Genomic DNA, 15,005 nt, shown 5'->3' on the forward strand with positions numbered 1-15,005 from the left:
CCGTTGTATCTGGCGCCAATACAATTAGCCGCCTAGGATACGCCTCAGGTTTTCAGGGAGCGTTTGAATGAACAAGACATTGGTTACAAGTGCACTGAGCGCAGCGCTGTTGCTGGCCGGTTGTCAGTCGGTCAACACCACCAGCGGCGGCGCCGTGGGCGTGGAGCGCAAACAGTACATGTTCAGCATGCTGTCCTCGCAAGAGGTCGACCAGATGTACGCGCAGTCGTATCAGAAGACCGTCGGCGAAGCATCGAGCAAAGGTGTGCTGGACAAGACCAGCCCGGAAGCCAAACGCGTGCAGACCATCGCCAATCGCTTGATCGCCCAGGCGCCGACCTTCCGCCCGGACGCGGCGCAGTGGCAATGGGAAGTCAATCTGATCAAGAGCGATGAACTCAACGCCAACTGCGGCCCTGGCGGCAAGATCATTTTCTACACCGGGCTGATCGACAGTCTGAAACTCACCGACGATGAAATTGCTGCAGTCATGGGTCATGAAATCGCCCACGCCCTGCGCGAGCACGGTCGTGAGGCGATGTCGAAGGCCTATGGCATGGAAATGGCCAAGCAGGGCGCCGGCGCCTTGTTCGGTCTGGGGCAGGACAGTCTCGCGCTGGCCGACACCGTGGCCAACTACGGTATGACCTTGCCCAACAGCCGCGCCAACGAAAACGAAGCCGACCTGATCGGCCTGGAACTGGCCGCCCGCGCTGGCTACAACCCGAACGCGGCGATCACCCTGTGGGACAAGATGAGCAAGGCTTCCGAGGGCGCGCCACCGGAGTTCATGAGCACTCACCCGGCGTCGAGCAGCCGCATTGCTGCGTTGCAGGCAGCGATTCCGAAGGTGATGCCGTTGTACGAAAAAGCCCCGAAATCCTGATTATCTTTCAGCGAGGCTGATGGCCTCTTCGCGAGCAAGCCCGCTCCCACACTGGATCTGCTTGAACACATAATCTGTGTTCACTGCCATCTAATGGGGGAGGGGGGTTGCTCCCGAAGAACGGCCACACGGTTTATCGACGTGCGTTGTTAAACCCAGCCGCTGCTCTGCATCGCTTTATAAACCGCGACAATCGCCAGAATCATGAACGCCGAAGCCGCGAGGCGGCGGATCAGGGTCAGCGGCAATTTGTCCGCAGCAAAGTTACCCGCCAGTACCACCGGCACGTTGGCAATCAGCATGCCCACGGTAGTGCCGATAATCACCAGCCACAGTTCCGGATATTGCGCGGCCAGCATCACCGTGGCGATCTGCGTCTTGTCGCCGATTTCCGCGAGAAAGAACGCGATCAGCGTGGTCAGGAACGGCCCGAATTTGCGCGCGGTGCTGGCTTCGTCGTCATCCATTTTGTCTGGAACCAGGGTCCACAGCGCCGTGGCGGCGAAGCTGGCGGCGAGAATCCAGTGCAGAACGGCGTCGGAGAAGAAACTGCCGAACCAGGCACCTACCGCACCGGCTGCTGCGTGGTTGGCCAGCGTCGCGGCGACAATCCCGGCAATGATCGGCCAGGGTTTGCGAAAGCGAGCGGCGAGAATCAGCGCGAGCAGTTGCGTCTTGTCGCCGATTTCGGCCAAGGCAACGATAGCGGTGGGAACGAGTAACGAGTCCAGCATCAGGGATTTCCTAAGGGGCGGGTCGACACGGCTATGACACGTACAGCCTTCCCGCCCCGGGTAAGGTGTGCGTGTCATAGGTCTTGTCAAACCCTGCGATCCGTCTGGTGCGGACGCTTGGGTCGCATACGCCATGATCTGAGGATCAAGTATGTTGACGTATGCCGGACGAGCTTGGCGCTCGTGGGAGACTACTCCCCTAGGACGGAGCGGATTCTGCCTAGGCAAATCCGATTGAGCAAGAACAAATTTTCAACCGCGCTTGGCCCGGTAGATCCGGAAACCATTGCCTTCAGCCTTGATCGCACACACGCCCAGGTGCTCCTCGATCAGCGGCTGATACTTGAGGAAGCTGTTGGCCACAAGACGAAGTTCGCCGCCGTTTTTCAGATGTTTCGCCGCTTTTCGCAACAGATTCTCGGTGGCGAAATAATCGGTGTGCACGCCGACATGGAACGGCGGATTGCTCAGAATTGCGCTCAAACCCATCGGCGCGGCATCGATGCCATCACCGGTCAGCACTTCCGCTTCCAGGCCGTTGGCGGCCAGCGTCAGACGGCTGCTGGCCGCAGCGAATGCGTCGACATCGAGCAAGGTCACCTGATTGTGCGGATAGCGACGTTTCACCGCAGCCCCGAGCACGCCGGCGCCGCAACCGAAATCGAGCAGATGGCCGCTCGGCAGTTTGTCCAGATGCTCCAGCAGCAGGGCGCTGCCGCGATCCAGGCGCCCATGGCTGAACACGCCCGGGAGGCTGATGACTTTCAACGGCCCTTCGGCCAGCGGCAGTTCGTACGTCTGCGCCAGGCTTTCCAGGGATTTCGCTTCAGGCGCATTGGCCACGGTGACTTGCCAGAGCTGGCAGTGACGGGCGCTATCGAGTTTGCGCGGCTTGCCGAACGGATTGAGCTGCTTGGACGCGCCTTCGATGCCGCTGCGTTTTTCCCCGACCAGAAACACCTCGCGCCCGGCCAGACGCGACGCCACGGCGTTGAGGATGTAATCGGTCAGGTCCTTGGATTTGGGCAGGAACACCACAGCGCTGTCGAACTCGCGCTCCGGGACATTCACACCGAACTGGCTGCGGCCCTCGAAACGCGCGTCCAGCGCGGCTTGATCGCCAGCGTGCCAGCACCAGCCGAACGCGTTGGGCAAGCGCCCGAGCAAGTCATCGGCGGGCAGGCCGGCCAACAGCAGCGAACCCTGGAATAACTCGGCCTGACGAAGCAGTACTTCACTGCGCGGATCCATAACTGCTCCTTGAAAAAAAGTGCCGCAGTTTATCAACTGACGACCCGCAGCGCCTCACCGCTGAAGAACGCCCGGGCGTTTTCGCTCAGTTGGCCGACGATGCGCTGGCGGGCTTCGCGGCTGCCCCAGGCGTTATGCGGGGTGACGATCAGGCGCGCAATGTCGTCGGCCAGAAGAGGATTGCCCATTGTGGGCGGCTCGACGCTCAGCACATCCGTCGCCGCGCCGCCGAGGTGCCCGTTGCGCAGCGCGTCGGCCAGCGCCTGCTCATCAATCAGCCCGCCCCGAGCAGTGTTGACCACGAACGCGCCAGGTTTCAGCGAGGCCAGCTCGCGCGCACCGATGAAATGGCGGGTGTGCTCGTTGAGCGGGCAGTGCAGGGTGAGCGCGTCGATCTGTGGCAGCAGTTCATTCAGTGGCAAGCGATCCGGGCGGGCAGGGCGCCCGGGAATCTGCCCGAGCAGCACGCGCATGCCGAACGCTTCGGCCAGCCGCGCCACGGCGCCACCGAGTTCGCCATGGCCGAGCAGGCCGAGGGTTTTGCCTTGCAGCTCAACGATCGGGTAGTCGAGCAGGCAGAACTGTTTCGCCTGTTGCCAGCGGCCTGCGCCCACAGCTTTCTGATAGTCGGCGAGGCGGGTGGCGAGGTTGAGCAACAACATGATTGTGTGTTGCGCCACCGACGGCGTGCCGTAAGCCTGGCAATTGCACACGGTGATGCCGTGGGCGCGGGCGGCAGTGAGGTCGACGTTGTTGGTGCCGGTGGCGCTGATCAGGATCAGTTTCAGCTGCGGGTTGGCGGCCATGGCGGCCGCGTCGATCACCACCTTGTTGGTGATCGCCACACTGGCGCCTTGCACGCGTTCACGGACCTGTTCCGGCAAGGTCTGGGCGAACAGTTGCAAGTCGCTGAAGCATTCACGCAACGGACCGAGATCCAGATCGCCGAGATCCAGTGAAGGGTGATCAAGGAATACCGCGTGCGTGTTCGTCATCAACTGTACCTTTTGTGCTGTGAGCGGAGGGCGTACTCTGCCGAGCCTAACAGATGAAACAATTGGTTACTTGATGCCGAAGTTTTCAAGTGAGAGCGGGCTGCTCGCGAAAGCGGTGGGTCAGTCAGCGCAAAGGTTGAAGGTGACATCGCATTCGCGAGCAAGCCCGCTCCCACAGAAATTGCGTTTACCGGCTGGCAACGATGTGACCGTTTAATTTAAGAGGAGCCCCCAATGTACTGGACCGAGTTCTTGACCGTTGCACTGATCCATCTGCTGGCCGTCGCCAGCCCCGGCCCGGACTTTGCGGTGGTCGTGCGCGAGAGCGTGACCCATGGGCGCCGCGCTGGCACCTGGACGGCCATGGGCGTGGGCACGGCGATTTTCCTGCATGTCGGTTATTCGCTGCTCGGCATCGGTCTGATCGTGTCGCAATCGATTGTGCTGTTCAATGCGCTGAAGTGGGCAGCAGCGGCTTATTTGCTGTACATCGGCTTCAAGGCGTTGCGCGCGCAGCCGGCGAAAACCGTCACCGATGATCTGCACAAGGAAGCCGGCGTGCGCACCGCGCGCGGTGCGTTCACCTCGGGCTTCGTCACCAACGGCCTGAACCCGAAAGCCACGCTGTTTTTTCTCTCGCTGTTCACCGTGGTGATCAATCCGCACACGCCGCTGGCTGTGCAGGCCGGTTACGGGGTGTACCTGGCGGTGGCGACGGCGTTCTGGTTTTGCCTGGTGGCGATGCTGTTCAGCCAACAGCGCGTGCGCGCCGGTTTTGCCCGCATGGGCCACTGGTTCGACCGCACCATGGGCGCGGTGTTGATTGCTCTCGGCGTGAAAATCGCGTTCACCGAAATGCACTGACCGCTAGGCATTTCTTTCTTGTAGGAGCTGACGAGTGCAACGAGGCTGCGATCTTTTGATCTTCTCTTTTCATCAATGAATCAAAAGATCGCAGCCTTCGGCAGCTCCTACAGGTGCCATATTCCATTTTCTTGATACCTCGGATGCTGGCGCAAAGCTAGCATTTGTACGGCTCTGCAAATCATTCCTTTGGCTGATTTGACTGTCATGCAGGCGCACTAGAGTACGAATCTCTCCGCCAACACCGTGCAGTCAGAAAAGGGATTCTTATGTTGCAGACTCGGGTCATTCCGCCGGCCGATGGGGCCTACCAGTATCCATTGCTGATCAAACGGCTGCTGATGTCTGGCGCCCGTTACGAGAAAACCCGCGAAATCATCTACCGCGACCAGCTGCGCTACAGCTATCCGACCTTGATCGAACGCGTTGCGCGGTTGGCCAATGTGCTGACGGCGGCCGGGGTCAAGGCAGGTGACACCGTGGCGGTGATGGACTGGGACAGCCACCGTTACCTGGAATGCATGTTTGCCATTCCGATGATCGGCGCGGTGATTCACACCATCAACGTACGCCTGTCGCCAGAGCAGATTCTTTACACCATGAACCATGCCGAGGACCGCTTCGTGCTGGTCAACAGCGAGTTCGTCGGGCTGTATCAGAGCATCGCGCCGCAGCTGACCACGGTCGAGAAAACGTTACTGCTGACCGATCTTGCGGAGAAAACCGCCGAGCTGCCGAACCTCGTCGGCGAATACGAGCAACTGCTGGCCGCTGCGAGCGCGCAATACGATTTCCAGGATTTCGACGAAAACTCGGTCGCCACCACGTTCTACACCACCGGTACCACCGGCAACCCGAAAGGCGTGTATTTCACCCATCGGCAACTGGTGCTGCACACCATTGGCGTGGCGACGATCATGGGTTCGATCGACAGCGTGCGCTTGCTCGGCACCAGCGACGTCTACATGCCGATCACGCCGATGTTCCACGTTCACGCCTGGGGTTTGCCGTACGTCGCGACCATGCTCGGGCTCAAACAGGTCTATCCGGGGCGTTACGATCCGGAGTATCTGGTGGAGTTGTGGCGCAAGGAGAAGGTCACCTTCTCTCACTGCGTGCCGACCATCCTGCAGATGCTGCTCAACGCCAAAGCCGCCCAGGAAACCGATTTTGCCGGGTGGAAAATCGTCATTGGCGGCAGCGCGCTCAACCGCAGCCTCTACGAAAACGCCAAGTCGCGCGGCATTCAGCTGACGGCCGCATACGGCATGTCGGAAACCGGACCGCTTGTGTCTTGTGCACATCTGAACGATGAATTGATGGCTGGCAGCGAGGACGAGCGCACCACTTACCGGATCAAGGCCGGCGTGCCGGGGCCGTTGGTCGAAGCGGCGATTGTCGACGGCGAGGGCAACTTCCTGCCGGCCGACGGCGAAACCCAGGGCGAGCTGGTGCTGCGCGCGCCGTGGCTGACCGAAGGTTATTTCAATGAACCGCAGAAGGGAGCCGAGCTCTGGGCCGGTGGCTGGCTGCACACCGGCGACGTCGCCACGCTCGACAGCATGGGCGTGATCGATATTCGTGATCGCATCAAGGACGTGATCAAGACCGGCGGCGAGTGGATCTCCTCCCTAGACCTCGAAGACCTCATCAGCCGCCACGCGGCGGTACGCGAAGTAGCAGTGGTGGGCATCGCCGATCCGCAGTGGGGCGAGCGCCCGTTTGCCTTGCTGGTGGTCCGCGAAGGGCATGTAATCGGCGCACGGGAACTGAAGGAACACCTCAAGCCATTCGTCGAGCTGGGGCACCTGAGCAAGTGGGCGATTCCCAGCCAGATCGCCCTTGTTACCGAAATTCCCAAGACCAGTGTCGGCAAGCTCGACAAGAAGCGCATCCGCCTCGACATCACCGAATGGCAAGCCAACAACAGCACCTTCCTTTCGACACTTTGAGTGTCTGCTGGCGCGCCGAAACCGGCGCGCCAGACCCACCAAGCAAGCGCTTGGCTTGTGAAATCGAAAAAATCAGCCATCCTTGCCGTGCCGACTTGTGTCGGACTGGCGAAAGGACTGTTCCAGAGTGGTTGGCGGCTGCAAATCACACTTTAGAGGGATCAAGCACTACCACCCGCTGGCTATAGTCCGCTCAAGGACTTTTTGAAAACGGAGCACACGCACTGAACGGGGCGAGCAACTCTGGAGCGATTTCGGGCAGCCCTGGCGCCCGGTCCTCCACAGCGTTTTTAAAAGTACTCACTGCCATAACAATAATGCACATGGAGTAGCGTCGATGACCTCAGTAAACCAGTTCTGGCGCCGGGCGAAACTGCCTCTGGCGGTCAGCCTTGCCTCCTCGCTCGCCGGACCTGCATTCGGCGTCAGTTTCAACGTCGGTGAAATCGAAGGCCAGTTCGACTCGTCCCTGTCGATCGGTGCCAGTTGGTCTACTCAGAGCCCGAACAAGAACCTCATCGGCGTCAACAACGGCGGCCATGGCCTGTCGCAGACCTCCGATGACGGTCACACCAACTTCAAGAGTGGCGAAACCTTTTCGAAAATCTTCAAGGGCATCCATGACCTTGAATTGAAATACGGCGACACCGGCGTGTTCGTCCGTGGCAAGTACTGGTACGACTTCGAACTGAAGGACGAGAGCCGCCAGTTCAAGGACATCAGCGACAGCAACCGCAAAGAGGGCGCCAAGTCCTCCGGCGGGCAGATCCTCGACGCCTTCGTCTACCACAACTATGCGATTGCCGATCAGCCGGGCTCCGTGCGTCTGGGCAAACAGGTCGTGAGCTGGGGTGAAAGTACCTTCATCGGCGGCGGCATCAACTCGATCAACCCGATCGACGTCTCCGCGTTCCGTCGCCCAGGCGCCGAGATCAAGGAAGGCCTGATTCCGGTCAACATGTTCTACGTGTCGCAGAGCCTCACCGATAACCTCTCGGCCGAAGCGTTCTATCAACTGGAATGGGATCAGACCGTCGTCGACAACTGCGGCACCTTCTTCTCCCAGCCGGACATCGTTGCCGACGGTTGCGACAACAATCTGCGCGTGCTGAACAAACGTTCGCAGATTCCGGCCATTGCTCTGGGGCCATTGGCCAATGCCGGCGTCGATGTGAACCAGGAAGGTGTCCTGGTGCGCCGAGGGCCGGACCGCGACGCACGTGACAGCGGTCAGTGGGGCGCCTCCCTCAAATACATGTTCGAGCCACTCGACACCGAGTTCGGCGCCTACTTCATGAACTACCACAGCCGTGCGCCGATCTTCAGCGCCACCGGCGCACCGCAGTCGGTCTACAACAGTGCCGCCGCGTTGCCGGGGCCGTTCGCCGCGCTCGCGCCGCTGCTGGTGGCGGGCAACTCCAATTACTTCATCGAATATCCTGAAGACATTCGTCTCTACGGTCTGAGCTTCTCCACCACCCTGCCTACCGGTACGGCGTGGAGCGGTGAGATCAGCTACCGTCCGAACGCGCCGGTGCAATTGAACTCCACCGACATCCTGTTTGCCGGCGTACGTCCACTGGGCGGTGCACTGACCAACGCTTCGCTGCTGACCGGCGTGCCGGGTCAGGATCTGCATGGCTACGAGCGCAAGGAAATCACCCAACTGCAAACGACCTTCACGCACTTCTTCGATCAGGTCATGGGCGCCAGCCGTCTGACCCTCGTCGGTGAAGTCGGCGCGACCTACGTCGGTGGCCTGGAAAGCCGTTCCGACAAGCGTTATGGCCGCGATCCGGTCTACGGTCCGGGTGAGTTGCCGGCCACTGGCACAGTCGATACCTGCGCCAACATCCTCAACGCCAGCACCATCAACGGCGCAGGCCCTGGTTCGCCGCAAAACAATCGCAGCCGCAATTGCGACAACGACGGTTTCACCACCTCGATGTCGTGGGGCTACCGTGGTCGTGCCATCTGGGAATACAACGACGTGTTTGCCGGTGTGAACCTCAAGCCGAACGTGGCCTGGTCCCACGACGTCAGCGGTTACTCGCCAGGCCCTGGCGGCAACTTCGAAGAAGGTCGCAAGGCGGTCAGCCTGGGCGTCGATGCCGAATACCAGAACACCTACACCGCGAGCCTGGCTTACACCAATTTCTTCGATGGCAAGTACACCACCGTGGATGACCGCGACTTCGTGGCGCTCAGCTTCGGCGTGAACTTCTAAGCACTGCATTTCAGGACGAACGAATTTATGAAAATAACAAAGAGTCTGTTCCACGCCGGTGTTCTGGGCCTGTCGCTGCTGGCGACCAGCGTCATGGCGGCGGTGCCTGCTGCCGAAGCGGATAAACTGGGCAAGAGCCTGACGCCGATGGGCGCGGAAATGGCGGGTAATGCCGATGGTTCGATCCCGGCCTGGAAACCGCTGCCGAAAAATGCCGGCAGCGTCGACAGCAAGGGCTTCCTGTCCAACCCTTACGCCAGTGAGCAGCCGCTGTTCACCATCACAGCCAAGGATGTCGACAAGTACAAGGACAAGCTTGCCCCGGGCCAGTACGCGATGTTCAAGCGCTACCCGGAAACCTTCAAGATGCCGGTCTATCCGTCCCATCGCGGCGCCACCGTGCCGGATAACGTGTTCGCCGCCATCAAGAAGAACGCCACCAGCACCAACCTGGTGTCCGGCGGCAACGGTCTGGAAAACTTCGATACCGCCGTGCCGTTCCCGATTCCGAAAACCGGTGTGGAAGTGATCTGGAACCACATCACCCGCTATCGTGGCGGCAGCGTGACCCGTCTGGTGACCCAGGCCACGCCGCAACCGAACGGCTCGTACAGCCTGGTCTACTTCCAGGATCAGTTCGTGTTCCGCGACAAGATGAAGGACTACGATCCGGCGAACCCGGGCAACATCCTGTTCTACTTCAAGCAGAAAGTGACCGCGCCGGCGCGTCTGGCCGGTGGCGTTCTGTTGGTGCACGAAACTCTCGATCAGGTGAAAGAGCCGCGTTCGGCATGGGTCTACAACGCCGGTCAGCGCCGCGTGCGTCGTGCACCGCAAGTGTCATATGACGGCCCGGGTACTGCCGCCGACGGCCTGCGTACCTCTGACAACCTCGACATGTACAACGGTGCTCCGGATCGTTACGACTGGAAGCTCGAAGGCAAGAAAGAGATGTACATCGCTTCCGACAGCTACAAGCTCGACGATCCGAAGCTCAAGTACTCGGACATCATCAAGGCCGGTCACATCAACCAGGACCTGGCACGTTACGAGCTGCGCCGCGTCTGGCATGTCGTCGCGACCCTGAAGGAAGGTCAGCGCCATATCTACGCCAAGCGTGACTTCTACATCGACGAGGACACCTGGCAAGCAGCAGTGATCGACCACTACGACGGTCGTGGCCAACTGTGGCGCGTAGCCGAGGCGCATGCCGAGAACTACTACGACAAGCAAGTGCCGTGGTACGCCCTCGAAACCCTCTACGACCTGCAGTCCGGCCGTTACCTGGCACTGGGCATGAAGAACGAAGAGAAGCAGGCGTATGACTTCGGCTTCACCGCCACCACCAGCGACTTCACCCCGGCGGCTCTGCGTCAGGACGGTGTTCGCTAAACCTGCGTAAACCCGAGGCAGCATCCTCGTGAAAACGCCCCGACCGGTTCGGGGCGTTTTTTTTGGCTTTTAACATCGCTTTTTTGTAGGAGCTGCCAAAGGCTGCGATCTTTCGCCTTTGATTTCTGCAGATCAGCATCAAAAGATCGCAGCCTTCGGCAGCTCCTACAGGGAAGGCGGGTGGATGTAGCCTTTTTGTAGCCATTTGTAGCAGCAACCTTCATAACCGGTTCGATTAAGGCTAGGCTGCGGACATCTGCAACGCCGCCAATCGCCTTCGAACAAGAGCCGGCCATGACTGATCTGTCCCCACTTCCGGGTCCCGCAAGCATTACCGTCGCCGCACTGGACGGGCGTTTTTTCCGCCCGCCGCTGCCTGACGGCTATGTTCTGCGACCGCGCCTTTGCCAGCGTCTGCAGGCCGGGCTCGGTGGGCGGTTGCTGTTGGTCAGCGCCCCGGCCGGGTTCGGCAAGAGTTCGCTGGCAGTGGAGTTCTGTCAGAGTCTGCCGGCGCATTGGCAAAGTCTCTGGCTGGGTCTGAGTCCGCGAGACAGCGATCCGGGGCGGTTTCTTGAACGCTTGCTTGAAGGTCTGCAAGACTATTTTCCCGCGTTGGGCGCGGGCGCTCTCGGGCTGTTGAAAATGCGTCAGCGCCATCAGCCGTTTGCCTTCGAAGAGTGGCTCGACGGACTGCTCGATGAGCTGGCGCTGCATCTCGATCCTGCTGCGCCGTTGCTGCTGGTGCTCGACGACTACCACCTCGCCCAAGGGCCAGTGCTGGATCGTTGCCTGCAATTTTTTCTCAATCATCTTCCCGATGGCCTGCTGGTGATGGTCACCAGCCGCCAGCGCCCGGACTGGCATCTGGCGCGTTTGCGCCTGTCGCGGCAGTTGCTTGAGTTGCACGAACAGGATTTGCGCCTGACCCACGACGAAGCACTGACCTTGCTTGATCGCCACAGCAGCTCACTGCGCGGCGAAGCGCTGGAAAACCTGATCCAGCGCAGCGAAGGCTGGGTCGCCGGCCTGCGCTTCTGGCTGCTTGCGGCGTCCGAAGCGGGCAACGATGCCGCGCTGCCGCAAGCGCTGAATGGCGGCGAAGGCCTGATTCGCGACTATCTGCTCGAAGAGGTCATCGATTGCCTGCCCGCCGAAGTGCAATCGTTTCTCTACGAAACCGCCCCGCAGGAACGCTTTTGCAGCGAACTGTGCGACGCCGTCCGCGAAGCCCACGACAGCGCCGAGATCCTGCGCTTTCTGCTTGCCCATCAGGTTTTCCTGGTGCCGCTGGACGAGCACGGCCACTGGTATCGTTATCACCATCTGTTTTCTGACTTGTTGCGCAGCCGGCCGATCGCGCAGGCGATGGTGCCGACCGCCTCCCTGCATTTGCGCGCCTGCCGCTGGTTCAATGCCCAGGGCTTGCTCGACGAAGCGGTGGAGCAGGCCTTGCGCGCCGGGCATCTGGATGTCGCGGCGAACCTGGTACAGAACCTGTCCGAGGAACAACTGCTTGCCGAGCAGAACGTCGGCATGCTGTTGCGCTGGAAAATGGACTTGCCCGACAGCCTGCTGATCAGTACGCCACGGCTGATCGTACTCTACAGCTGGGCACTGGGCCTGGCCTGTCAGCTCGATGCCGCCGAAGAGCTGGCCAGCCATTTGAGCCGCTTCCTGCCGGCGCCTTCTGCTACCGCGCAGAAATCGATGCTGGCGCAATGGCTGGCGCTGAGCGGGATCATTGCCCGCGGGCGCGGCCATCGCGAATTGACGCTGCGCTATTGCAGCGAAGCGTTGGAGAGCCTGCCGGCCAAGCGCTATGGCCAGCGCCTGATGTGCTTGTCGACGCTGTCCAATCTGGCGATCGCCGACGGTGATTTATGGCGCGCCCGTGGCTTGAACCGTGAATCCCTTGAGCTGGCGCAACGGGTGGGCAATCCTTTGTTCGAAGCGCTGGCGCATTACGACCGTGCCCGGGTGTTGCAGTCGCGTGGCGAAATATTGCGAGCGCTTGATGAGGTGCATCAGGGCCTGGAGCGCTTGTGTGGATTGTCGCCGCAACGACTCTACGCCGTGCGCGCGCGGTTGACGCTGTACGAGGGTTTTCTGCTGGCAATGCGTCTGCAGCCTCAGGCTGCACGCGTGCGTCTGCTGGCGGGGATTGGCGAAGCGCGGGCCTGTCGTGACATCAGCGTGCTGATCGGTCACTGCGTGATCGCCCGCCTGGATGGCGCCAGTGGCGAGTTCGCCAAGGCCTTTGCCGAGCTTGCCGAAGCCGAACGCCTGATGCACATCTGGGACGTGCCGCCGATCTACTATCTGGCGATGATCACCCTGGTCAAATGCGAGCTATGGCTGGCCCAGGGCCGCATCGATCTCGCCGAAGCGTGGCTCGCGCGACTGGGTCAGACCTATACCGGCGAACACGCTGCCGCACCGCCAGAGTTTCATCCACAGCTGCCACTGCACGTGGAGCTGCAACAGGCGCTGCTCGATGTGATTCAGGGGCAGTCGATGCTCGCCGAAGGGCGCTTGAACGTGTTGCATGAAAACGGCCAGCTGACCGGGCGCCAGTTGCTCAGTGTGATGGCGTTGACGCAGAAGGTGGCGCTATTGCTGTCGAGCGGACGAGAGCCCGAGGCGCGCAAAACCTTGAATCTGGCGCTGGAAGCCGCTGCAGGCGGTGTCTATCAACCTTTTGATGCACTGCTCAGAAGCCATGCCGACTGGTTGCGAGGGCAATTGCAGGCGCTCACTTGCAACGCGGTCAGCCAGCAATTGCTCACGCATTTTCCAACGGTTGCTCCGCGCCCGAGCGGGGAAAGCTCAGCGACCGAACAACTCAGCAGCCGTGAGTTGGCAGTACTGCGCCTGATTGCTCAGGGCTGTTCGAATCAGGAAATCAGCGAGCAGTTGTTCATTTCCCTGCACACCGTGAAAACCCACGCCAGCCACATCAACAGCAAGCTCGGGGTCGAGCGGCGTACGCAGGCGGTGGCGCGGGCGAAGGCGTTGGGGTTATTGCTTTAGCAACGGTAAAATTTGCCATCGGCCGTTGCCAACGGTGTTTAACCTGCCCAGGATTTTTCCATGACCACGCCCAGCCCTGCGCTTATCCGCGAAACCTTCCCCGTCGGCCCGCTCCAGTGCAACTGCACGATCATCGGCGACCCCATCACAAAAAAAGCCATCGTCGTCGATCCGGGCGGTAACCCTGACCTGATCATGGCGCGCCTCGACGCCCATGGTCTGAAAGTCGTCAGCATCATCCACACCCACGCGCACCTCGACCACTTTCTGGCGTCCGGGCAGATGAAGGAGAAAACCGGTGCGACGCTGCATTTGCACAAGCAAGACCAGTTCCTCTGGGACAACCTGGAGATGCAATGCCAGATGTTCGGCGTGCCTTACACCCCGGTACCGTCGCCGGATCGTTGGCTGAGCGATGACGAAGAACTGGCCTGCGGCTGCGGCGTGGCGCTGCACACGCCGGGACATACACCGGGTTCCATGAGCTTCTGGTTTTCCGAGGCTAAGCTGTTGATAGCCGGCGACACGCTGTTTCGTCGCGGGGTAGGACGCACGGATTTATGGGGCGGCGATCAGGCAACCATCGTGCGTTCGATCAAGCAGCGGCTGTATACGCTGGACGAGGACGCAACCGTGGTGACCGGCCATGGGCCGGACACTCGCTTGGGCGACGAGATGCGTGAGAACCCGTTTGTGCGTGCCTGAATTTTTTGTCACGAGTGCCGGGCGGAATTTTTAGGCATTGTCATGATCCAACGCCCGCACGGGTCCATTCATCGATGGCCGCTGCACCATAGAATGCAAAAAATGTAGGAGCTCTCCATGTTCACCACGCGTCGTTTGATTATTGTCGCTACTGCCGTGGCCGTGCTGTCCGGCTGCGCCTCGCCTAACCCGTATGACAATCAGGGGCAGGCCGACGGTGGCTCGCAAGGCATGAGCAAAACCGCCAAATACGGTGGCCTCGGTGCGCTGGCCGGCGCGCTCGCCGGTGCCGCCATCGGTCACGATAACCGTGGCAAGGGCGCGTTGATCGGCGCCGCCGTCGTCGGTGCCTCCGCGGCCGGCTACGGCTACTACGCCGACCAGCAGGAAAAGAAACTGCGCGCGAGCATGGCCAACACTGGCGTTGAAGTGCAGCGTCAGGGCGATCAGATCAAGCTGATCATGCCGGGCAACATCACTTTCGCCACCGATTCGGCGAACATTGCCCCGAGCTTCTACCAGCCGTTGAACAACCTGGCCAACTCGCTGAAGGAATTCAACCAGAACCAGATTGAAATCGTCGGCTACACCGACAGCACCGGCAGCCGCCAGCACAACATGGACCTGTCCCAGCGTCGTGCGCAGAGCGTGGCGACCTACCTGACGTCGCAAGGCGTCAGCGGCGCCAACCTGTCGGCACGTGGCGCCGGCCCGGATAACCCGATTGCCAGCAACGGTGACGTCAACGGCCGCGCGCAAAACCGCCGGGTTGAAGTCAACCTGAAGGCGATTCCGGGCCAGCAATATGGTGGTCAGCAGCAACAGCCGGGTACGGTGCAGCAGTATCCGTAAGCGATTGCCTGATTGAAGAAATGCCCGATCCTGTGATCGGGCTTTTTTTGTCTGGGCAGTGCCGGCCTCTTCGCGGGCAAGCCCGCTCCCACAGGTATTGGCGGTGGCCACAAAATC

Annotated in this window: 11 protein-coding genes and 1 riboswitch; of the genes, 8 read left to right on the forward strand and 3 right to left on the reverse strand. The window is 60.7% G+C overall.

Annotated features, from left to right (window positions below):
• The first annotated feature begins 67 nt into the window (after window positions 1-67).
• Window positions 68-886 carry a M48 family metallopeptidase gene (locus ACP7D9_RS26530; protein WP_039761327.1) on the forward strand — a complete coding sequence of 273 codons (819 nt, stop codon included), beginning with the start codon at window positions 68-70 and terminating at the stop codon, window positions 884-886.
• 149 nt (window positions 887-1,035) lie between these two features.
• Here the strand turns inward: ACP7D9_RS26530 and ACP7D9_RS26535 are convergent, their stop codons facing one another.
• From ACP7D9_RS26535 to ACP7D9_RS26545, 3 genes are all read right to left on the reverse strand, one after another.
• The gene (locus ACP7D9_RS26535; protein ID WP_042609731.1) at window positions 1,036-1,620 is read right to left on the reverse strand and encodes a TMEM165/GDT1 family protein; all 585 of its coding nucleotides are present in this window, start codon (window positions 1,618-1,620) and stop codon (window positions 1,036-1,038) included.
• Window positions 1,621-1,708: 88 nt separating this feature from the next.
• Window positions 1,709-1,833, reverse strand: a riboswitch (yybP-ykoY riboswitch).
• Window positions 1,834-1,872: 39 nt separating this feature from the next.
• Window positions 1,873-2,871 carry a class I SAM-dependent methyltransferase gene (locus tag ACP7D9_RS26540; RefSeq protein WP_056790248.1) on the reverse strand — a complete coding sequence of 333 codons (999 nt, stop codon included), beginning with the start codon at window positions 2,869-2,871 and terminating at the stop codon, window positions 1,873-1,875.
• 32 nt (window positions 2,872-2,903) lie between these two features.
• Window positions 2,904-3,866, reverse strand: coding sequence for a 2-hydroxyacid dehydrogenase (locus ACP7D9_RS26545; RefSeq protein ID WP_426160083.1), 963 nt, complete (start codon window positions 3,864-3,866; stop codon window positions 2,904-2,906).
• A 234-nt stretch (window positions 3,867-4,100) separates the two neighbouring features.
• Between ACP7D9_RS26545 and ACP7D9_RS26550 the strand changes: the two genes are divergently transcribed.
• The 7 genes from ACP7D9_RS26550 to ACP7D9_RS26580 all read left to right on the forward strand — a co-directional run bounded on the left by ACP7D9_RS26550 (window position 4,101) and on the right by ACP7D9_RS26580 (window position 14,888).
• Window positions 4,101-4,730 (forward strand): LysE family translocator, encoded by a 630-nt coding sequence (locus ACP7D9_RS26550; protein ID WP_101161934.1) that lies wholly within the window; start codon window positions 4,101-4,103, stop codon window positions 4,728-4,730.
• Between the two features lie 269 nt (window positions 4,731-4,999).
• A complete protein-coding gene (locus ACP7D9_RS26555) occupies window positions 5,000-6,682 on the forward strand; it encodes a fatty acid--CoA ligase (protein WP_101161935.1) in 1,683 nt (560 codons plus the stop codon).
• Window positions 6,683-7,019: 337 nt separating this feature from the next.
• On the forward strand, window positions 7,020-8,909 hold the full coding sequence (locus ACP7D9_RS26560; protein ID WP_426160084.1) for a DUF1302 domain-containing protein: 1,890 nt from the start codon (window positions 7,020-7,022) through the stop codon (window positions 8,907-8,909).
• A gap of 27 nt (window positions 8,910-8,936) precedes the next feature.
• On the forward strand, window positions 8,937-10,301 hold the full coding sequence (locus ACP7D9_RS26565; protein WP_101161938.1) for a DUF1329 domain-containing protein: 1,365 nt from the start codon (window positions 8,937-8,939) through the stop codon (window positions 10,299-10,301).
• 294 nt (window positions 10,302-10,595) lie between these two features.
• Window positions 10,596-13,331, forward strand: coding sequence for a LuxR C-terminal-related transcriptional regulator (locus tag ACP7D9_RS26570; protein ID WP_426160085.1), 2,736 nt, complete (start codon window positions 10,596-10,598; stop codon window positions 13,329-13,331).
• A gap of 60 nt (window positions 13,332-13,391) precedes the next feature.
• The gene (locus ACP7D9_RS26575; protein WP_426160086.1) at window positions 13,392-14,036 is read left to right on the forward strand and encodes an MBL fold metallo-hydrolase; all 645 of its coding nucleotides are present in this window, start codon (window positions 13,392-13,394) and stop codon (window positions 14,034-14,036) included.
• A 117-nt stretch (window positions 14,037-14,153) separates the two neighbouring features.
• Window positions 14,154-14,888 (forward strand): OmpA family protein, encoded by a 735-nt coding sequence (locus ACP7D9_RS26580; protein ID WP_041479972.1) that lies wholly within the window; start codon window positions 14,154-14,156, stop codon window positions 14,886-14,888.
• The last annotated feature ends 117 nt before the right edge of the window (window positions 14,889-15,005 follow it).

Origin of the sequence: Pseudomonas sp. TSRC2-2 (genome assembly GCF_049897785.1) — a bacterium.
In the GTDB taxonomy this organism is placed as follows: domain Bacteria; phylum Pseudomonadota; class Gammaproteobacteria; order Pseudomonadales; family Pseudomonadaceae; genus Aquipseudomonas.